Source organism: Chryseobacterium sp. MMS23-Vi53, assembly GCF_047651245.1.
GTDB lineage: Bacteria > Bacteroidota > Bacteroidia > Flavobacteriales > Weeksellaceae > Chryseobacterium.
This window is the reverse complement of sequence record NZ_CP180265.1, coordinates 3,646,744-3,667,597: the sequence shown is the minus strand read 5'-3', so window position 1 is coordinate 3,667,597 and position 20,854 is coordinate 3,646,744. Positions and strand designations below refer to the sequence as shown.

At 34.1% G+C, this 20,854-nt stretch carries 15 protein-coding genes; 10 read left to right on the top strand and 5 right to left on the bottom strand.

Features of this window, described 5'->3' with window-relative positions; genetic code table 11:
* Positions 1-165 precede the first annotated feature (165 nt).
* The 3 genes from ACKX2A_RS16450 to ACKX2A_RS16440 all read left to right on the top strand — a co-directional run bounded on the left by ACKX2A_RS16450 (position 166) and on the right by ACKX2A_RS16440 (position 4,491).
* Positions 166-1,059 (top strand): helix-turn-helix domain-containing protein, encoded by an 894-nt coding sequence (locus ACKX2A_RS16450; protein ID WP_415325930.1) that lies wholly within the window; start codon positions 166-168, stop codon positions 1,057-1,059.
* 10 nt (positions 1,060-1,069) lie between these two features.
* Positions 1,070-1,681, top strand: coding sequence for a short chain dehydrogenase (locus tag ACKX2A_RS16445; protein ID WP_415325928.1), 612 nt, complete (start codon positions 1,070-1,072; stop codon positions 1,679-1,681).
* Positions 1,682-2,058: 377 nt separating this feature from the next.
* The gene (locus ACKX2A_RS16440; RefSeq protein WP_415325927.1) at positions 2,059-4,491 is read left to right on the top strand and encodes a DUF5916 domain-containing protein; all 2,433 of its coding nucleotides are present in this window, start codon (positions 2,059-2,061) and stop codon (positions 4,489-4,491) included.
* Between the two features lie 1,202 nt (positions 4,492-5,693).
* On the opposite strand, the gene ACKX2A_RS16435 is transcribed toward ACKX2A_RS16440, so the two are convergent.
* From ACKX2A_RS16435 to ACKX2A_RS16420, 4 genes are all read right to left on the bottom strand, one after another.
* Complete coding sequence (locus ACKX2A_RS16435; protein WP_415325925.1) at positions 5,694-6,338, bottom strand: response regulator; 645 nt, start codon at positions 6,336-6,338, stop codon at positions 5,694-5,696.
* Positions 6,335-7,900, bottom strand: coding sequence for a sensor histidine kinase (locus ACKX2A_RS16430; RefSeq protein ID WP_415325923.1), 1,566 nt, complete (start codon positions 7,898-7,900; stop codon positions 6,335-6,337). The genes ACKX2A_RS16435 and ACKX2A_RS16430 overlap by 4 nt, the downstream gene beginning before the upstream one ends.
* Positions 7,901-8,168: 268 nt before the next feature.
* Positions 8,169-9,179, bottom strand: a complete 1,011-nt coding sequence (gene pheS / locus ACKX2A_RS16425; RefSeq protein ID WP_415325921.1) for a phenylalanine--tRNA ligase subunit alpha — start codon at positions 9,177-9,179, stop codon at positions 8,169-8,171.
* Positions 9,180-9,296: 117 nt separating this feature from the next.
* Entirely contained in the window at positions 9,297-10,022 is a 726-nt protein-coding gene (locus ACKX2A_RS16420) for a YceI family protein (RefSeq protein WP_415325919.1), read from the bottom strand.
* An 84-nt stretch (positions 10,023-10,106) separates the two neighbouring features.
* Here ACKX2A_RS16420 and ACKX2A_RS16415 point away from each other — a divergent pair, with 84 nt between their 5' ends.
* Positions 10,107-11,042: a sulfate/molybdate ABC transporter ATP-binding protein gene (locus ACKX2A_RS16415; protein WP_415325917.1), complete on the top strand. Its 936-nt coding sequence runs from the start codon at positions 10,107-10,109 to the stop codon at positions 11,040-11,042.
* Between the two features lie 360 nt (positions 11,043-11,402).
* On the opposite strand, the gene ACKX2A_RS16410 is transcribed toward ACKX2A_RS16415, so the two are convergent.
* Positions 11,403-11,747 carry a zinc ribbon domain-containing protein YjdM gene (locus tag ACKX2A_RS16410; RefSeq protein ID WP_415325915.1) on the bottom strand — a complete coding sequence of 115 codons (345 nt, stop codon included), beginning with the start codon at positions 11,745-11,747 and terminating at the stop codon, positions 11,403-11,405.
* A 156-nt stretch (positions 11,748-11,903) separates the two neighbouring features.
* Here ACKX2A_RS16410 and ACKX2A_RS16405 point away from each other — a divergent pair, with 156 nt between their 5' ends.
* The 6 genes from ACKX2A_RS16405 (at position 11,904) to ACKX2A_RS16380 (ending at position 20,788) form a co-directional block, all read left to right on the top strand.
* Positions 11,904-13,109: an RsmB/NOP family class I SAM-dependent RNA methyltransferase gene (locus ACKX2A_RS16405; RefSeq protein WP_415325913.1), complete on the top strand. Its 1,206-nt coding sequence runs from the start codon at positions 11,904-11,906 to the stop codon at positions 13,107-13,109.
* A 239-nt stretch (positions 13,110-13,348) separates the two neighbouring features.
* Positions 13,349-15,013 (top strand): GLPGLI family protein, encoded by a 1,665-nt coding sequence (locus ACKX2A_RS16400; RefSeq protein ID WP_415325912.1) that lies wholly within the window; start codon positions 13,349-13,351, stop codon positions 15,011-15,013.
* A 321-nt stretch (positions 15,014-15,334) separates the two neighbouring features.
* Positions 15,335-17,005, top strand: coding sequence for an asparagine synthase B (gene asnB / locus ACKX2A_RS16395; RefSeq protein WP_415325910.1), 1,671 nt, complete (start codon positions 15,335-15,337; stop codon positions 17,003-17,005).
* Positions 17,006-17,251: 246 nt separating this feature from the next.
* Entirely contained in the window at positions 17,252-18,064 is an 813-nt protein-coding gene (locus ACKX2A_RS16390; protein ID WP_415325909.1) for a hypothetical protein, read from the top strand.
* 140 nt (positions 18,065-18,204) lie between these two features.
* On the top strand, positions 18,205-19,614 hold the full coding sequence (locus tag ACKX2A_RS16385) for an MFS transporter (RefSeq protein ID WP_415325907.1): 1,410 nt from the start codon (positions 18,205-18,207) through the stop codon (positions 19,612-19,614).
* Between the two features lie 298 nt (positions 19,615-19,912).
* Positions 19,913-20,788 (top strand): pirin family protein, encoded by an 876-nt coding sequence (locus ACKX2A_RS16380; RefSeq protein ID WP_415325905.1) that lies wholly within the window; start codon positions 19,913-19,915, stop codon positions 20,786-20,788.
* Positions 20,789-20,854 lie beyond the last annotated feature (66 nt).

The following is a 20,854-nucleotide window of genomic DNA, read 5'->3' as shown; positions in this document are numbered from 1 at the left end:
CTAGTATTATTTAATAAACGAAGTGCCTTTTATCTATCTTAAAATAAATGCAATCAATCTAATAAAAACTTTGTTTATTTACCCTTGTGATAATAATTAAACGCAAATAAAGACAAAGTTTTAAAAGGTTTAATTTACTATTTTTAATGTAAAAAATTAAGCAAAATGGATTATGTAGACATCAATTCGATTTCTGAGCTGCACGATTTTTTTCGATACGAAAAACCACTGCATCCACTAGTTACGGTTGTTGATTTGGCGGAAGTCGACCGAAGTCAGCGAGTCCCAGATGCAGTTTACAGGCTGGATTTGTATTCGATTGCGTGTAAAAAAATCGAAGGAAATTTTCAGTACGGAAGAACCAATTACGATTTTTCCGAGGGAACAATGATGTTTACAGCCCCCCACCAGACTTTGTCGCCCGGACTTGAAAATAAGGTGAGCGGTTGGGGAATTTACATTCATCCGGATTTCTTAAATGCTGCGGGAAAAGGGCATCAACTCACAAATTATTCATTCTTCGGGTACGATACAAACGAAGGATTGCATATTTCGGAGTCCGAAAGATTGGTTTTAGAAGATTGTGTGAAAAATATTCAGAAAGAATTGTCTTCAAACATCGACAGGCATTCTTATCACATCATCCTTATGAATTTGGAATTATTACTGTCTTATTGTGAAAGATTTTACGAACGGCAGTTTTTTACAAGAACAAAAGCAAGTAACGATGTTGTTGCCAATTTTGAACGTCTATTGAATGACTATTTTGCCCAAGAAACATTGGTGCAATCAGGAATTCCGGATGTTACTTACTTTGCTGAGAAATTGAACATGTCATCCAATTACTTATCAGATTTATTGAAAAAATACACCGGAAAATCTTCTCAGGAATACATTCATCTAAAATTGATTGATAAGGCAAAATCCCTTTTGTGGAGTACCACTGAGCCGATCAGCGGAATTGCCTACGATCTGGGGTTTGAACATCCTTCCCATTTCACAAAACTGTTTAAAAACAAAACAGGAATGTCACCAAAATCTTATAGAAATTTAAATTAAATCTAAAAATATGGATTCAAAAAAATTAAAAGTCATCGTAATCGGTTCCAGCGGAACTGTCGGAAAAGAAGTCGCAAAAAACCTCGAAGAAAGCGGACATGAAGTCATTCGTGTTGCCCGTAGTTCCGGAGATTTCAATGCAGATATTCAGGATAAAAGCAGCTTGGAAAAGTTATTTAAATCGGTTGGAAACTTCGATGCTGTAGCCAACGCGGCAGGAGATGTGAAATTCGGACCGCTGGAAAATTTTACAGATCAGGATTTTGAATTTTCTTTCGGAAGTAAATTGATGGGGCAAATTAATATTGTTCGAACGGCACTTCCTTTCATCAATGATGGAGGCTCTTTCACCTTAATTTCAGGAATTTTAACAGATGAACCAATTGCCGGAGGAATCATTGGAACAACCGTGAATCTGGCTGTTGAAGGTTTTGTGAAAGCAAGCTCTTATGAATTACCGAGAGATTTGAGAATCAACTGTATAAGCCCGACTGTTTTGGTAGAATCAGAGCATTATCATTCGTTTTTCCCTGGATTTATCCCAGTTGAGGCTTGGAAAGTTGCAAAGGCTTACGAAAAATCCATTGCGGGGGTTTTTAACGGGAGAATTATTAAAGTTTAAAATCATTTTTAGATAATTCAACTTAATTTTTATTTGGAGCTTAATCCCGCTTTCCGTTGTATCTTTTTGGTTACCGGCTCCGCTTCGCTCCGCCTGCAACCAAAAAGGATGTCACTACAATCGGGGCTATAGTTGCAGTCCCTATTTTCAGCACTTGAAAAATATCCACAAAATTTGTTTTCCGTACAAATTTAGGTGTAGTATAAGATATTTAATTATAAAACAATTGCTTAGATTCCTACGGAAACACAAATTTTGTGGAGAATATTTAAAACAAAAAAAATGTCTGTATAATTTTTTACAGACATTTTTTATTTTCATGTAATATTTTTCATTTTCTAGTTGTCTTCCTTTTATAAACATTAAGACCTAAGAACATGAAAACTCAATTATTGATCTTTTGCCTCCTGCTCTGCTCGGTTTTTATCTATTCACAGAAAAAGGAAGACGATCAAATTGTAAGAAAAAAAGTCCTCATTACCAAAACAACCTCCTCCCCAAAAATCGATGGAATTCTGGATGATGCAGTCTGGCAAAATGCACCGATTGCAACAGGGTTTATCGAAAGAAACCCCAATAATGGTAGACCTCAACACGACTCAATAAAAACAGAAGTCCGAATTTTGTACGACGATACAGGAATTTATTTCGGAGCTCAAATGTATGATCCTACTCCCAATAAAATTGCCAAAGAACTAACGGAAAGAGACGGTGTAGGAAATGACGATTTTTTTGGGGTAACTTTGAATGGCTATAACGACAAACAACAAAGCTTAGAATTTATGGTTACCGCAGCAGGCGTTCAGTTTGATGCGAAATTAACAACAGATGGCGAAGATGACACATGGAATTCTATTTGGTTTAGCGGCGCAAAAATCAATGAAAAAGGGTGGTCTGTTGAAATGAAAATTCCATATTCCGAATTAAGATTTCCAAAAAATAACGTGCAGGAATGGGGAATGAATATGTTTAGAAGAATCCAAAGAATTAAAGCTTCTTACGACTGGAATTTTGTTGATAATGCCAAGAATTCTTACACTTTATTCGATGGAGTTTTACAGGGAATCGAAAATATAAACCCTCCTACCCGATTATCCTTTACCCCCTATTTTTCAACTTATGTAAACAGTTTTGACGGAAAAACAACGGCCAACGTAAACGGCGGAATGGACGTAAAATATGGAATTAACGATGCTTTCACTTTCGACATGACCTTGATTCCGGATTTTGGACAGGCTAATTTTGATAATTCAATTTTAAATTTAACACCATTCGAACAACAATTTTCCGAGCAAAGAACATTTTTTACAGAAGGAACCGAATTGTTTAGCAAAGGCGGAATGTTTTACTCAAGAAGAGTCGGCGGTGAACCAACTGCCTATCCGACAGTCGGTCCAAACGAAGAAGTGACGGAATATCCCGCAAAAGTTAAATTATTTAATGCCTTTAAAATTTCAGGAAGAACAAAAAAAGGCTTAGGAATTGGCTTCTTTAATGGGGTTACTCAAAAAATGGAAGCCACAATTATTAATCATGAAACGGGTGAAGTTCGAAGAGAAGTTGTAGAACCGTGGGCAAATTATAATGTCTTGGTTTTTGATCAGAGATTTAATGGAAATTCCTCTGTATCATTGGTGAATACGAACGTTACAAGAGACGGTAGTTTTCGTGATGCAAATGCGACAGGACTTCTTTGGGACATCAGCAACAAAAAAAATACGTATAAAACTTTTGGAAGTCTGAAAGGAAGCTGGGTGATGGATGGCGAAACAAAATTCGGGACAAAAGGAGAAGCAGGATTCGAAAAAATTGCAGGAAAAAACAGATTTTCCATCAATGGAAATGTGACGACTAAAGACTGGGACATCAATGACGTGGGATTTTCTACCAAAACCAACTTTGCCAATTATAATGTTTGGTACGGTTACAGAATTTTGCAGCCTACAAAGACTTTTAATAACATTTATCTGAATTTTAATTTAAATTATTTCCACCGTTTAGATCCGTTTATTTTCCAGAATTTTGTCTTTAACCACAACAACAGTTTTACGGATAAAAACTTTAGAAATTTCGGTGGCGGAATCGAGTTTGCTCCTCAGACTCAAAATGATATTTATGAACCCCGAACTTTCGGCAGACATCTGAAAGCTCCAGGATATTTTGATTCGTGGGTTTGGTTTGAAAGCGACAGCAGAAAAAAATTGCAGTATAATTTCACAATAGATTATTATGCTTTCGATGAAAAGGGAAGAAATCAAGTTCTTACTAATTTTGGATTGCGTTACAGATTTTCGGATAAATTCAATGTGAACTGGAGCTTTAATCCAAGTTTCAGCAATAATGAAACTGGTTTTGCGGGAAAAAACGATACCGATATTTTCATCGGAAGAAGACAGAGAAATACATACGAAAATGCTTTGACCTCAAAATATACTTTCAACGAAAAAACTGCTCTGACATTGACTTTCAGACATTATTTTTCGGATGTTACATATAAACAATTTTATACTTTAAATCAGGATGGAAGTCTTACGAATACCGATAATTTCACCAATAATCTGAATGGAACTTACAACGCATGGAATGTAGATTTAAGGTTTTCATGGTGGTTTGCACCGGGAAGTCAGTTGACATTATTATATAGAAATGCAACGTCGAATTATCTTGAAATATCGAGATTGAATACAATAAAAAACTACGATATACTTTTCAGCCAACCAACTGTTAATAATTTTTCTTTGAAATTGACTTATTTTTTAGATTATAATAGAGTGAAACACTGGACAAAGAAAAAAAGTGTAAAAAGTTAATTGTTATTGAATGTTCTTATCAATGCTTCGGCTTGTTTTGTTTGATTAATTTGTCCGAAAAATGGCATTCTTATGAAACTGTTAGCCAATCTGCAGAGCTTGTCGGAGCATGTTTTGAATTGAATGACGCAAGATTTTTCCTTTGTTTCAATGACCTTAAAAATGTTGTCACTTAAAGTAGGCTTTTGAAAAAGGGCGTATCGAGAAGCTTGTAAACTAGAAGCTCTCAATACATTTTTCTTCATTTTATTACAAAAACACTCGAGCTGACGAAAGAGAAGTTGTTCGAAACTAATAACTAATAACTAATAACTAATAACTAATAACCAGCAACCAGCAACTAAGCTGCGTGTAGTAAATTTTTCAATAGAATCTAGTTTTTAATTACGTTTTGTTTCTTAGGTCAGTAATTAAAAACGAAAAAACCTCCGAAAATTTTCGGAGGTTTGATTTTATTCTTTTTTATCACCTGTGTGTTCGATCTTTGATTCTTTCTCATCATTTGTGCTTTAGAGAAACCAAAGATCTTTGTTTATTTTTTTAATAGCTTATCCTTTGTGTTGGTACAAAGATAGGTACAGGTAAATATTCAATCATAATAAATATTGTAGATAGAAATCGACCAGGCTGTAGATATTTATCTACAAAAATAATTGAAATAAAAAAATAAGCCTCCGAAGAACTCGAAGGCTAAAAGTGTGTTTTTTTGAAAATGATCTTTGATTCTTTCTCATCATTCGTGTTTAGTGAGATCAAAGATCAACGTGATTGTTTTTTCGAAATATTTTTTCTTATCCTTTATGTTGATACAAAGATAGATACAGATGAATATCCAATCCTAATAAATTTCGTAGATAGAAATCGAATGCAATGTAGATATTTATCTACATGCAGGGTTTTGCTGTAATTTTTTATACACCTGGATTAAATACAATTAAAAAAATAATTCATCTTTATGAGTAAAAAAATAACCTCTGAAGAACTCAGAGGTTTAATCTTTAGAAATGAACATTGTGTTAGGGGAAGATCTTTGATTCTTTCTCATCATTTGTGCTTTAGAGAAATCAAAGATCAATTTTAAAATCTTTTGAAATATTTTTTATCCTTTATGTTGATGCAAAGATAGATACAACAAAGAATAAAATTCGCACAAATGATGTCGATTTATATCGAACGAATCATAGATATTTATCGACAAAAACCTACTGACTATTCTTAATTAGTTCAATAAGCTCTACAAGATTTTCAATTTCAAGTTTATCAAAAATCCTCCTTTTGATGGTACTTACCGTATTTTGTTTTACTTCCAGTTTATTGGCAATTTCAAGATTTCCCAGTCCCTCTGCATACATCTCTGCAATTTGTAGTTCTCTTTCCGTTAAAGATGACAAAGGATTTACCAGATTTGGGTTTTTCATAGAATCTCTTAACAAAGCCTGCGTTGTTGGAGAAATATATTCACCATGACTAAGCATTTTTCGAATAGCCAGTTCTATCTCCTCCTCCTCGTTCATTTTACTTAAAAAACCATCAGCTCCAGCGTTTAAGTATCTCAAAGAATGTATCGTTTCATCAATTCCGGTGAAAACAAGAATCTTGATTTCGGGTTTTATTTTTTTGATTTCAGGTAAAACAGAAAGACTGTTTCCATCGGGAAAATGTGCATCGATAATGGCAATGTCGATTGGATGAGTTTTCACAAATTCCAAAGCCTGCTGTAAGTTTGAAGCTTGAAAAACTTCATGATGCAGCTCAATATCTTCCAATAGAAAAACAATTCCCTGTCTTATCAGACTATGATCGTCTGCAAGAAGAAAATTGATCGTTTTTTTATCTAACTGATTCATTTATTAATATTTAAATTAACAGTAAAAGTCACGGTAGTTCCTTTATTCATCTCACTTTCTACGGATATATCACCATCATACAACGCGACAATTTCTTTACAAAGGCTTAGTCCCAAACCTGCTCCAAGATTTTCCACATCTTCCGACAAAACACCTTGATAATAAGGTTCAAAAATTTTCTCTAAATCAGATTTGGAAATTCCAGCTCCTGTATCTTTAATTTTTGTCGTTAAAGAAACAACATTTTCATCAACCGGCACCACTGTAGTCGTCACACTGATTTCACCATTTTCTGTAAATTTGTTAGCATTTCCAAGAATATTCATAAAAACCTGATTGATTTTCTTGTTATCTGAATAAACAACAAGATCCGGATTTATATTTTCATGAATAACAAATTTATTATTTCTTGTTTCAATATAAGGCTCAATCGAATTTAAAATTGATGAAATTTCATTTTTTAAATTAAAAACTGTCGGGATTAATTTATTTTCCACCGCCTGATTTTTGGTGTATTCCAAAATCTGATTAGCCTGCATCAATAAAGTATCGTTTGTAAAGCTTATTGATTTAAGATATTCTTTAATCTTCTCATCATCCGTTTTTTTATTAATTCTATTGATGAAAAGACCGATTATTTTTAATGGAGATCTTAATTCATGACTCAGCATTCCCAAAATCCTGTTTTTAAAATTCAGGTTTTCTTTGATCTGTTTGTTGGCTGCATTCAATCTTCGCTCGTAGATAAACGCAATTCTCGTTAAGAACATAATTAAAATCGAAACAATAAACATCAAAATCATCGCTCCGAAAATAAGCTGCGTTCTTATTTTATTGTTTTTTGAATTCTGTTTCTCATATTCTTTTTCCAGATCGGCTTTGGAGCCTTTTATGGCAGATTCATAAATATTCATCAGTCCGTCACTGTAAGTCAATAAGTTGCTGAACATTTTGTAAACCTTATCTTCGTTATTTTTTTTCAGGGCAGCTTGATCGACAACATTTACCTGTATTTTTTTCACCTCCCCGAAATAATGATTATTAGCCAATCTCATGATACTGTCAAAATCCGATTTTATCAACGAAGAAATAGGCTTTTTGCCCTGTTTTACGGTGACCACAGTACTGTCTTTGCGCACCGTTTCTTTTCCAGATATTGCATCTCCCAAACGTCCGAATAATCCTTTTTTCTTAACCGTATCGGTGTAAGTCTTGGTTTCAACATCAAATTTATCAAAATTAAAATCAGGAGTGTATTTTTCTAATTTAGGAACATCATAATTTGTCTTAAACACAGGTCTTGTAGAAAAACTATAAGTAGAATCTATTAAAACCTTCAATTTTTTAATCTCTAAAGAATCTTTTTTCTGTGCCGACAGATCGTTTTTCAATCTTGGATATTTATTCTCATAATGCCCAATACTATCCAGATTTTTACCTAATTTATTTAATGAATTGAAATAAGAACTCAGAAATTTTTCATCTTTCGAGATCACATATTTTTGAAGATAGTCCTGAGCATTCATCAATTCTTTCTTAGAATTGTCCGTTAAATTTTCCAATAAATGAACTTCTTTAAGCTGCTGCTCAATAAAAGTTAAATTTTTCTTATTAATAAATTCATTGTAAAAAAAGCCAGCTATCAATATTTGTATCAATAAGATGCAAATAATGAGAGAATAATGAATTATCTTTCTCGATTTAAAATTCAACGATTTTTCAAACATTTTTTTTCTGTGATTATTTTGTGGTTTTTTCGCTAAATTAAAATTAATAAAAAATCCTGTAAATTAATTTTTACAGGATTAGATTTATTTAAATTTAGATATTTTATAAAGTTTTAAACTGTTCCAGTGTTCTGACATCATTTTCAAAAAACATTCTAATATCACTCATTTGGTACAGCAGCATTACGATTCTTTCAATCCCCATTCCGAATGCGTAACCTGAATATTTTTCAGAATCAATATTTACATTTTTCAAAACGGCAGGGTCTACCATTCCGCAACCCATAATTTCCAGCCAGCCTGTTCCTTTCGTGATTCTGTAATCGGTTTCAGAGTTTAATCCCCAATATACATCAATCTCTGCACTTGGCTCTGTGAAAGGGAAATAAGAAGGTCTTAATCTGATTTTCGACTTCCCGAAAAGTTCCGTTGTAAAGAACTGAATGGTTTGCTTCAAATCTGCGAAACTTACATTTTCATCAATGTACAATCCTTCAATCTGGTGGAAAATACAGTGAGAACGTGAAGAAACCGCTTCGTTTCTGAACACTCTTCCCGGCGATAAAATCCTTATTGGAGGCTGATTTTCTTCCATATAACGAATCTGCACAGAAGAAGTATGCGTTCTTAGCAGAATATCCGGATTTTGCTCAATAAAGAAAGTATCCTGCATATCTCTTGCAGGGTGATATTCAGGAAGATTAAGAGCGGTAAAGTTGTGCCAGTCGTCCTCGATTTCCGGTCCGTCTGCTACAGCAAAACCTATAGATTTGAAAATTTCAATGATCCTGTTTTTCACAAGATTGATCGGATGTCTAGATCCCAAATCCAAAGGAAAAGCCGGTCTCGTAAGATCTTCCTTTTCTACGATAATAGAAGATGCCGAAGCATTTTTTAAATCCTCCAATTTTACGTTAACAGCCTGCTTCAGGGTATTGATCTTCTGTCCGAATTCTTTCTTCTGGTCGTTGGGAACTTCTTTAAATTTTTCAAAAAAATCGTTCAGAATTCCTTTCTTACCATTGTACTTGATTCGGAAGTTTTCGATATCCTCTTTAGATGTAGCATTGAAGCCGTTTACCTCAACGAGTAATTCTTCTATCTTTTCTATCATTGTTTTACCCTTTCTAAATGTTTTGCAAAAATACGGTTTTTCGGTGGAATAATTTTCCTTAATCTGTTAAAAAAAATCTGCCCCTTTTCGGAGGCAGACTTCAATCACTTATTTCACTTAAATAAAAAAATTATTTATTTTTTCTATAAAACGAAAAATAATGAGTTGTATTATAAACGTTTTATTTTTTTCTAAAGCTTTTACCATAATCTGCAGTGTAACTTCGTCTTTGATAACTCCATTTTCTGCAGGTGCCTGAAATTTCACTCCAAATTCTTCTCTGTTGATATCTTTTGGCTCTGTTGCAATGCTTACTTCACCTCCTTCTTTTACAGAAACATTGGCTTTAAACTGTACTGGCTTTGTGATTCCTTTAATGGTAAGATTTCCATCCAAAAGCGTATTGTAATCGCCTTCAGCAGCCGGAGTAACTTTTGTAATTTCATAAGAAGCCGTCGGGAATTTTTCCACTTCAAAGAAATCTCCGCTTTTCAGATGACCGTTTAGTTTTTCTAAGTTTTCTTTGTCATTTTTTAAATCCTCAGACGTTAGAGAAGTCATATCAGCAACAAATTTTCCGCTTTCCAGTTTTCCGTCTTTTACGGTAACGTCTCCGCTTTCAAATTTAATGTTTCCGAAATGGCTGGTGTTTTCAGATTTAAAGATTTTATAGCCCTTCCACTCTACTTTACTGTTTAATGTATCTACTACAAACTGAGCTCCGTCTTTAGTCGTTGTAACATCGTTACTTTCGCTGGAAAGTGGTTTTTCTTTCTTACATGAAACCACTGCAACTGTCGCAAAAAGCGCGGGAATAACGAGTAAAAACAACTTTCTTTTCATAATTCATAAATTTTTATACTCCTGCTAATATAATAAAAAATTCCAATTTTTCCTAGAAAGATTTCAATTCATTACATTTGTAATATGCTATTAGAAATAAACAATTTATACTTTTCATATTCTAAAGAAAAACCCCTGTTTCAGAACCTTAATTTAAGGTTTGAAGAAGGAAAAATCATCGCATTGGCAGGAGAAAGCGGATGCGGAAAATCGACTTTACTGAGTCTTGTTTACGGACTTTTGGATTGGGAAAGCGGAGAGATTATTTTTAATGGTGAAAAATTATTAGGTCCAAAAGGAAATCTCGTTCCAGGTGAAGCAGAAATGAAATTTGTTGCCCAGAATTTCGACTTAATGCCTTACGCTACCGTTGCAGAAAACGTAGGAAAATTTATTTCTAATATTAATTTAAAGCAAAAAAAAGAAACCGTTGCCGAGCTTCTTGAAGTGGTCGGTTTGGAAGATTTTGCGAATGTTTTACCTAAATATTTAAGTGGCGGTCAACAACAAAGGGTTGCTATTGCAAGATCGCTTTCTGTTTTGCCAAAGCTTTTGATTTTGGATGAGCCTTTCAGTAATTTAGATTTTCCTAGAAAAATCGAGTTGCGCGAAAAATTATTCAGATATGTAAAACAGAATAATATCTCTTTGGTGATTTCTACACACGAGCTTCAGGATATTATTCCGTGGCTGGATCAAATTATTGTTCTTCAGGACGGAAGATTGATTCAGAACGAAAATCCGGAAGAAACTTTTAGAAATCCTTATAATTCGTATGTTGCTAAACTTTTCGGTGAAGTGAATATTTTTAATGAAAATGAAATTGAAGATTTTCAACTTTCTAAATTTTCCTATTATCCTAAAGAAATTAAAATCTCTGAAAACGGTTTTGAGGCAGAAGTTTTAGAAAGCAGATTTGCGGGAAATCATTATTGGAATAAGTTGAAAGTGAAAGAAAAAGAATTGGTAATTTACACGGATTTGAGAATTCAAGATACTGTAAAAATTTCTTTTGTTTAAGGCTTCTATTTCCTGCTGATGTATCAGTTTGTTATTTCGATGAAAGAGAAATCTTTTGTATTTTAGTAATAGATTCTTCACTACGCTTTGCTTGGTTCTGAATGACAGGAAAACATTTGATCATCCATTATAACAAAGGCTTTAACACGACATAACTATCACATTTACCAACACTTATTTGAGAAATGTGGATAAAAAAAATACAAACATAAGAACTGTATTTGAATCTTTTTCTTACATTTGTATTTCCACAGCATAAGGAAATTTTTGGTTAATTCTCTTTCTGCCCTAAAAGATGAAAATTAGCACTCTGCAATCCACTCTTTTGAAAGATTACACTGTCCAATTCTTTCCTTTTTTTTATGCCTTTTTCACAAATTCCGATTTCAGAGCCATTGAACCGAAACCATCAATTTTACAATCAATATTATGGTCGCTGTCTGGTCTCAAACGAATATTTTTAACTTTGGTTCCTGCTTTCACCGGTTTTGGAGCACCTTTTACAGGAAGATCTTTAATAACCACCACAGAATCTCCATCTTGCAGCTCATTACCATTCGAATCTAAAATTTTTCCTGAATTTGAAGCATCAGAACTTACTTCTTCCGGATTCCACTCGTAGAAACACTGGGAACACACCATCATATTATCACTCGGATAAGTAAATTCAGAACTACATTTCGGACAAAGTACAGTATCACTCATATTTTTTATTTTTTGCAAAGGTAGGATTTTAAATTTGGCAATGGAAGCCAGATGATGCAGTATGGAAGAATCTCGAAACTTAAAACCACTAATCCGAAACTCGTATCTCAACTTAAATTCGTATTTTTGCAGATTCAAAATAGCAGAACCAATTTTATGGAACTTATTCACAGAAACTTAGCAATCGGAATTCACGATGCTTTACAAGAAACATTTTTCGAGAAAAATAAATATGCCGATAAAGTAATCGAAAGACTTTTAAAGGCAAACAGAAAATGGGGAAGCCAAGATAGAGCCGTTGTTTCTGAGATTTTCTATAATATCATCCGTTGGAAAAAACGTCTTGAATATTACATGGGTGAAGGTGTAAAACCCAACAACATCTATAAATTGATGATCGCCTACCTACTTTGGAGCAAAACAAATTATAAAAAATTTGAAGAATTCGACGGAATAAAAATCGCCGATATCCTTACAAAGCTTAAAAAAGGAACTGTTCCTACAAAAGCTATCGAACATTCTATTCCAGACTGGTTGGCTGAAACTTTGGAAAAAGAATTGGGTGATAAATGGGAAAAAGAAATGTATGCTCTGAATGAACAAGCGCCAACTGTTTTGAGAGCCAATTCCCTGAGAACTACCACAAAAGAATTGATTTCAGATCTTTCTGATGAAAATATTGTATCCTACCCTATCAAAAATTATCCGGATGCCGTTCAGCTTGAAGAGAAAAAGAATGTTTTTCTTACAACTGCATTTAAAGAAGGATTATTTGAAGTTCAGGATGCATCTTCTCAAAAAATCGGATATTTTCTTGATGTAAAGGAAGGACAAAGAGTTGTTGATGCTTGCGCAGGTGCAGGTGGAAAAACGCTTCACTTAGCTGCTTTGATGCAAAATAAAGGACAAATTATCGCCTTAGATATTTTCGAATGGAAGTTGGCAGAGCTAAAGCGTCGTGCGAAAAGAGCCGGAGCTCACAACATCGAAACGCGTATGATTTCTGACAACAAAGTCATCAAAAGACTTCACGAAAAAGCGGATAGATTGTTGATTGATGCGCCTTGTTCCGGTCTTGGGGTTTTGAAAAGAAATCCGGACAGTAAATGGAAAATCGACCAAGATTTTATCGACAGAATAAAAATTGAACAACAACAGATTCTTCAGGATTATTCTAAAATGGTAAAAATAGGCGGAAAAATGGTGTATGCAACTTGCTCGATCCTTCCTTCAGAAAACAATCTTCAGGTTGAAGAATTCATCAAAAACAATCCGAACTTTAAGATGATTAAAGATGAAAAAGTAATGCCTAGTACAGGATACGATGGGTTTTATATGGCTTTGATCGAAAGAGTTTCTTAATTAAATTCAACATCAAAATATACAAACTACTCTAATTTTTTAGGGTAGTTTTTTGTTTGTATTTAGTTTAAAATTTAATTCTAAAAAGTTTGAAAACCATTTATTAATTAACATTTTCAACACATAAGTGTAACTCTCACGCAAATCATCATACTCATTCAGGAAAAAATATTTTAAAATTCACAAAGTTGATATTATGTTAACTTAAAATTTATCTTTGTGAAAAACCATCAATCATTATGCATCAAAGAATTTTATTAAGTTTCTTCTTGTTTTTATTTTGTCTTAATTTTGCGCAGACATATGAAGTTCAGTACATCAGTTCTTACAACGGAAAAGTTTTAACAGAACAAACTCCAACTTTAGTTTGGGCAAACGAAAAGGAAAGTTTTATCTTAAATAATAAAATCAGAGAACAAAAAGCAGATTATCCTTTCGAAATAACGAAAATTGAAAAACCTTCTAACACGGTAATTTCTTATGCATTTTTAAAATCAAACGAAATAATTTCAACTTCTGATGCAGAATCTGTTGGCAAACAAACGTTCGAATTCACGAATGAAACCAAGAAAATTTTAGGTTATAATTGCAAAAAAGCAGTTACAAAAATCAATTCGAACACCATTGAAGTTTGGTATACAAATGATCTTAAAATCAACGGTGGACCTTCTACCCTTGGGCAAAATCTAGGTTTTGTGCTGGAAATTGAACGAAATAAAAATTCAGTTATTACAGCCAATTCCATTAAAAAAGTAAAGAAAGCTGATATTGAAAATTTAATTAAAGGTTCGATCAATTCTATCGATCAATTGGGCTACAAAGATCTTCTTTGGAAAAGCAGATTCACTACTTTAAAGGTTTTTGAAAATGAAACAATTAATTTTTCTGACGAATCCAAGTCAGATGAAAAGGTAAAAAGATTCGCCAACGGAACCATTATCCTTAAAAAAGTAAAGTTCCCGAAAATCTCTGAAGGCGAACTTATTTTTGCAGAACTAAAACAACAATCCAATGGCGACGCTTACGACAGAACGGGAACTGTTTTCTTTATTCCTCAGGACAAATCTCAGTCTTTCTTCGATGGATTGGAGAAAGGAGCAAAAACACTTCCCGTTTACGATAATGGAAACGGAAAACAATATTATGGAATAACAACTGCGGAAAACTATAATCCTGCTGTTGAAATGATGCGTTTCTTTACCGCTTTTGGAATTAATAAATTTAATCATATTCAATTACAAGATAAAAATTGGCAAACGATAAATCCGTATCGTCAAGACATTACAGAATTGAAGCCATCCCTTTCTGAAAAAGAACTTTGGATTGGAACTTTTATTGGAAATTACGATAAAGGCGGCCACAAAGTGAGTTTAGAAATTACAATCCACAAAAGCGATCAGACAGTTAATAAAAATAATACGGTTATTCCTTTATTTAACAGTTTAAATATCATGGAAATGGCGGGACAGGATTATTCTACCATGTTTAATAACGATAAAGGGTTATTTGTGGAATTTACCTTGAAAAAAGATTTAAAAAATGCACAGCTAAGATATATCACGACAGGTCACGGTGGTTGGGAAAACGGCGACGAGTTCGTTCCTAAAGCCAATTCTATCTTCTTAGACGGGAAAATGACCTATTCTTTCGTTCCGTGGAGATCAGACTGCGGTTCTTACCGTCTTTACAATCCTGCATCGGGAAATTTCCCGGACGGACTTTCATCATCGGATCTAAGCAGATCAAACTGGTGTCCGGGAACGGTTACCAATCCTAATTTTATTCCTCTTGGAGATTTGAAAGCAGGGAAACACACCATTCAGGTGAAGATTCCGCAAGGTCCTACAGAAGGAACAAGTTTCAGCTCTTGGAATGTTTCCGGAGTATTACTAGGGTCTGAATAAAACAAAACCTTCTCGCAAACTGAATTGCAAGAAGGTAAAAACACAAATGATGAAAAAAAATTATTTCGAGCCACAAAGTAAGGGCGAAATTTCAAATAATAAATTATCATAGATTAAGAAATATGTCGTTTTTATTTCGTATAGAGGATGTGTTTTCGATTGCACAGCGAAAAAATTTAACCAAAAACATGCTTTTCATTAAAAATAATTAAAATTTTTCTCTTTTTAATTTAAATTAGTTAAAAATATAAACTTATTTAAATTTTTTATTGTTAAATTTAAACTACAATTATACTTTTGTTTCAATTAAACGATATAAAAATGTGTGGAATAGTATGCTTGTTTGACGCCAAACAAAAAACCGAAATATTGCGACCTCAAGTTCTGGAAATGTCTAAAAAGATCCGTCACCGCGGTCCTGACTGGAGCGGGGTTTTTCAGGATGAACATGTGGTTTTCTCTCATGAAAGATTAGCCATTGTAGATCCTACTTCAGGAAAGCAGCCATTATTTACAAAAGATGGAAAAGTAGTTTTAGCAGTCAACGGAGAAATTTATAACCATAGAGAACTTAAGGAAGAATTTCCGGATTATGAGTTTCAGACTCAGTCGGATTGTGAAGTTATTTTAGCGCTTTATCAAAAATACGGGAAAGATTTTATCGAAAAGCTGAACGGAATTTTTGCTTTTTCTTTATATGATACAGAAAATAATATTTATTTAATTGCCCGAGATCATATGGGAATTTGTCCCCTGTATCAAGGTTGGGACAAAAATGGGAATTATTATGTTGCTTCCGAATTAAAAGCTTTGGAAGGTGTTTGCAAAAAAATCGAAACATTTTTGCCCGGACATTTTGTGTACAGCAAAGACGGAATCGAGCTTCAGCAATGGTACAAAAGAAATTGGGAAAGTTTCGACAGTGTAAAAGATAACGAAACCGATATTTCAAAAATCAGAAAAGGGCTTGAAGACGCTGTTCACAGACAATTGATGAGCGACGTACCTTACGGAGTTTTACTTTCCGGCGGTCTGGATTCTTCGGTGATTTCTGCAATTACAGCAAAATTTGCAAGACAAAGAATTGAAAGTGGAGATACTCAGGAAGCCTGGTATCCGAGATTGCATAGTTTTGCAGTGGGGTTGGTCGGTTCTCCTGATTTGGAGGCTGCGAAAAAAGCTGCGGAACATATAGGATCGGTTCACCATGAAGTTAATTTTACTGTTCAAGAAGGTTTGGATGCGGTTCGTGACGTGATTTATCATTTGGAAACTTATGATGTAACGACGATCAGAGCTTCTACGCCGATGTATCTTTTGGCGAGAGTTATTAAATCGATGGGGATAAAAATGGTGCTTTCCGGAGAAGGTTCGGATGAATTATTTGGAGGATATTTGTATTTCCACAAGGCTCCGAATGCGAAAGAATTCCACGATGAAACAGTGAGAAAATTAGGAAAACTTCACCTTTACGATTGTCTGAGAGCCAACAAAGCATTGATGAGTTGGGGAATCGAAGGACGTGTTCCTTTCTTAGATAAAGAATTTATGGATATTGCAATGACCATTAATCCAAAAGATAAAATGGTAAATGCATCCGAAGGAAAAATCGAAAAGTGGGTGTTGAGAAAGGCTTTTGAAGATATTCTTCCCGATTCAATTGTCTGGAGACAAAAAGAACAATTTTCTGATGGTGTCGGATATTCGTGGATCGATAATTTAAAAGCTGTTGCTGAAAAAGAAGTGACGGACGAAATGATGGCGAATGCGAAATTCAGATTTCCTTTAAACACACCTCAGAATAAGGAAGAATACCGCTATAGAACGATCTTTGAAGAGCATTTTCCTAGTGAAACATCTGCAGCAACAGTTCCGTCGGTTCCATCGGTTGCCTGTTCTACGCCAATCGCTTTGGAATGGGATGAAGCCTTTAAAAATATGAATGATCCAAGTGGCAGAGCGGTGAAGGTACATGAAACGTCGTATGAATAAAGGTTTTTAGGAATTAGGATTTAGGACTTAGTTTAAATGAGTTATAATTAATTTAAATTTCACAATTTGAACTAAATCCTAAGCCCCAAAACCTATTACCTAAAAAAATAATTTTATTAATCCTGTAGCAATACGGGATTTTCTTTTGAATTAACGATAATAATATTGTCAGATTTTAACCGTTAATCAAAAATATTATCTAATAAATAATTATATTTGGAAAACGAAAATATCAATTATAAAAAAATGAGAAGAAACATTACTATCTTATTTGCTTTATTATCCATGACTTTTGCTTTTGGACAGGGAAAATATGGCAAATATCTTAGCTCCAAAAAACTGGCGATGGTGTATAAGACGGTTAAAGATCAAGATAAGGACGATTTTTATCAACAATACTATTGGCTGGCAAAAGCTGAGCAACTGAAAACATATCCTCACCTGAAAGATGTAAAGCCAAAAGTTCTATATGAATTTGTAAAAAAGGTAAATCCTCAGAATCCAACTAAGAAATTAGATGCAAGAGGAAAAGAATTGAGAGCAACAGCAGAATTATCTTTAAATCAATATTTTAAAAACAAAAACTTAGAGAACAATTCTGTTTTGATGTACAATATCGAAACGTATGTTGATCCTTCAAAAGGTGAATATTACACAAAAGTTGACCCTGAAAAAATCAAGGAACTGGTTCCGAAAGAATTGTTTGCTTTCAACTCTAATAACAGAAATACAGGAGAAGATAAAACATACTATCTTTGGATTGATAAGGCAAAAGACGAATTCAACATCGTAGATATTATTCCTGACGAAAAAGAAAATAAAGATTTCTACGCAAGAGTGAAGCAATATCTTCCAAGCTATAAATTCTCCAAATATGTTCCATCGGTGAAAAAGGGAACAAAAACGGATAGAACAGACGTAGATTATTATTACATCATGCCGTTTGAGCAAAATACCGACAACATCGAATATAAAACAAAAGATTTCAAAACTTTCACATTAAGCCAGTACAGAAAAGCCGGCGACGAGTGGAAAGGAGTAGAAAAACCAAGAAAATAATAAAAAAGTCCTGTGAAATTTCGCAGGACTTTTTAATTTTATGAAGAAAATGATATCTAAGGAATAAATGTTGCTTCTAAAACAACATCATATTCTTAATTAAAACAAATCTGGAATTTTAGTTTTCCAGTACCTGAAACATGTCAGAAGTAATTTCGCAACCCAACAATTCAATTAAAAAAATTCTGCCACTGATTCTTGCAACAGCGATTTTCATGCAGATGCTCGATTCCACAATTCTAAACACTTCATTGCCATCTATCGCAAAAGACCTCAACGAATCTCCGCTCAATATGCAGAATGCAATCATCAGTTATGTATTAACGTTGGCGGTTTTCATGCCTGCAAGTGGATTTTTAGCAGATCGGTTCGGAACGAAAAGAGTTTTTATTTTTTCACTGGTACTTTTCAGTCTGGGCTCGGTATTTTGTGCATTTTCACAGAATCTTACGCATCTTGTTATTTCCCGTGTTATTCAGGGAGTCGGAGGAAGTTTGATGACGCCCGTGGGAAAATTAGCTTTAATTAAAACTTTCGATAAAAGTGAATTATTAAAAGCCATGAATTTCGCCATTATCCCTGCACTTATTGGTCCTGTCTTAGGACCACTGGTCGGTGGTTACATGGTAGATTATCTTTCCTGGCACTGGATTTTTTTAATCAATATCCCGATCGGATTGCTGGGAATAACATTAGGATTAAAATACATGCCCAATTATAAATCCTCGGAAGTTGATTTCGATTTAAAAGGGTTTTTAATTTTCGCAGCCGCTTCTCTCCTACTTTCCATTTCGCTAGAACTTTTCGGAGATATGCAGAACACTACACCGGTCTTGGTGATTTTCATTTTGGGATTCCTGTTCATGTACTATTATTACCGTCATGCAAAAAGAGACGAACATCCGATTTTTCCACTGAATTTATTTCAGGTCAGAACTTTCCGTGTAGGAATTGTTGGAAATTTAGCAACAAGATTGGGAATCAGTTCCGTTCCGTTATTATTACCATTAATGATTCAGATCGCGTACAAACAATCTGCAGTAACTTCAGGCTGGATTATCGCTCCGATGGCCATTACAGCAATGTTTGGAAAATCTTATGTCATTAAAATTTTAGATAAATTCGGGTATAGACAAACGCTGATGCTCAATACTTTCATCATAGGAACATTGATTTGTCTTTTAGCCATTCCCGATATTCACAGCTCATTATATTGGTTCGTACCGATTATCGCAGTTTTAGGTTTTTTCAATTCGATCCAGTTCACTTCAATGAATACCATTTCCATCGCAGATCTTCGAAACTTTCAGACAAGCAGCGGAAACTCCCTATTATCGGTCAATCAGCAATTAGCGATCGGTTTCGGAATCGCTTTTGGATTAATCGTTTTAAAAATCTTCGAAAACAGTCCCGAACTCATCAACAACGAAACGCACAACGCTTTCCGATGGACATTTTTGACGATCGGAATTTTAACTATTATTTCAGGATTTGTATTCAGAAGACTTCATATTTCGGATGGGAAAAATATGAAATCCAAAGAGGAATAATGAGTTTTAAGTTATGAATGATGAGTTATGAGTTTTCGCGTTTGTTATTTATAAAACATACCGCTTGTCATGTTGAAAGCATCTCAACATAGTATTAGAAAATAGATTCTTCGCTCTGCTTTCGCTTCGTTCTAAATGACACACGAAACCAGCAACAAATAACAAACAACAAACAACAAATAACAAACAACAAATAACGATCAACTAACAACCAAAATCCAGCAACTACATAATTACCACAGATCAATGCACCTGATTTTCAATTACGATACCTTTGTTTCATAATACCAACAATATTATGGCAACTAAAAAAGTAGAAAAAATAGTATCTCCAAAGCCTGCTCATTTTGTAGGTGACGGTTTTAGGGTTCATAATTTTATTCCGGGTGTTCAGGGCATGGACATGAAGAGAATGGATCCTTTCATTATGCTCGATTATAATGCAAAATTTCATTTCAATGGGACGGATCAGCCTCGCGGAGTTGGTGTGCATCCCCACCGCGGTTTTGAAACCGTGACAATTGCTTATCAAGGAAAAGTACAGCACCACGACAGCTCTGGCGGAGGCGGGATTATCGGTGAAGGTGATGTACAATGGATGACAGCAGCAAAAGGAGTTCTTCACAAAGAATATCATGAAAAAGAATGGGCAAAAAAGGGAGGAATTTTCCAAATGGTTCAGCTTTGGGTAAATCTTCCATCTGTTTATAAAATGAGTTGTCCGAAATATCAGGCAATCAAAAATTCGGATATGACGAGGGTTGATCTTGGAGAAAATGGTTTCATAGAAATTATTGCAGGAGAATATCAGCAACAGAAAGGTCCTGCATTTACTTTCAGTCCGGTTCACATGATGAATGCAAAATTGAAAAAAGGCGGAAAAGCAGAATTCAATTTTCCTGAAAATTTCAATACGGCAGCTTTGGTAATTGAAGGGAGCATTATTGTAAACGGCGAAGAAAAAACACCAACAAATAATTTAGTTCTATTTAAAAACGAAGGAGAAAATTTCACGATTGAAGCAACAGAAGATTCTATTGTTTTAATCATCAGCGGAATGCCTTTAAATGAACCGATTTATCCTCACGGTCCTTTTGTAATGAATTCCAGAGAGGAAATTATGCAGGCTTTTGAAGATTATAATTTAGGACGTTTTGGTTATCTGGCGGATTAATTTAATTCAAATTTATATTTTGAGTTATTCTTTTTCTTAATTTTATGTGATTGTGTTTTAATATAT

What these genes read in the sequence shown, in the direction of transcription:
- ACKX2A_RS16450 (WP_415325930.1), top strand. Translation starts at nt 166, where the DNA reads ATGGATTATGTAGACATCAATTCGATTTCTGAGCTGCACGATTTTTTT.
- ACKX2A_RS16445 (WP_415325928.1), top strand. Translation starts at nt 1,070, where the DNA reads ATGGATTCAAAAAAATTAAAAGTCATCGTAATCGGTTCCAGCGGAACT.
- ACKX2A_RS16440 (WP_415325927.1), top strand. Translation starts at nt 2,059, where the DNA reads ATGAAAACTCAATTATTGATCTTTTGCCTCCTGCTCTGCTCGGTTTTT.
- ACKX2A_RS16435 (WP_415325925.1), bottom strand. Translation starts at nt 6,338, where the DNA reads ATGAATCAGTTAGATAAAAAAACGATCAATTTTCTTCTTGCAGACGAT.
- pheS (WP_415325921.1), bottom strand. Translation starts at nt 9,179, where the DNA reads ATGATAGAAAAGATAGAAGAATTACTCGTTGAGGTAAACGGCTTCAAT.
- ACKX2A_RS16420 (WP_415325919.1), bottom strand. Translation starts at nt 10,022, where the DNA reads ATGAAAAGAAAGTTGTTTTTACTCGTTATTCCCGCGCTTTTTGCGACA.
- ACKX2A_RS16415 (WP_415325917.1), top strand. Translation starts at nt 10,107, where the DNA reads ATGCTATTAGAAATAAACAATTTATACTTTTCATATTCTAAAGAAAAA.
- ACKX2A_RS16410 (WP_415325915.1), bottom strand. Translation starts at nt 11,747, where the DNA reads ATGAGTGATACTGTACTTTGTCCGAAATGTAGTTCTGAATTTACTTAT.
- ACKX2A_RS16405 (WP_415325913.1), top strand. Translation starts at nt 11,904, where the DNA reads ATGGAACTTATTCACAGAAACTTAGCAATCGGAATTCACGATGCTTTA.
- ACKX2A_RS16400 (WP_415325912.1), top strand. Translation starts at nt 13,349, where the DNA reads ATGCATCAAAGAATTTTATTAAGTTTCTTCTTGTTTTTATTTTGTCTT.
- asnB (WP_415325910.1), top strand. Translation starts at nt 15,335, where the DNA reads ATGTGTGGAATAGTATGCTTGTTTGACGCCAAACAAAAAACCGAAATA.
- ACKX2A_RS16390 (WP_415325909.1), top strand. Translation starts at nt 17,252, where the DNA reads ATGAGAAGAAACATTACTATCTTATTTGCTTTATTATCCATGACTTTT.
- ACKX2A_RS16385 (WP_415325907.1), top strand. Translation starts at nt 18,205, where the DNA reads ATGTCAGAAGTAATTTCGCAACCCAACAATTCAATTAAAAAAATTCTG.
- ACKX2A_RS16380 (WP_415325905.1), top strand. Translation starts at nt 19,913, where the DNA reads ATGGCAACTAAAAAAGTAGAAAAAATAGTATCTCCAAAGCCTGCTCAT.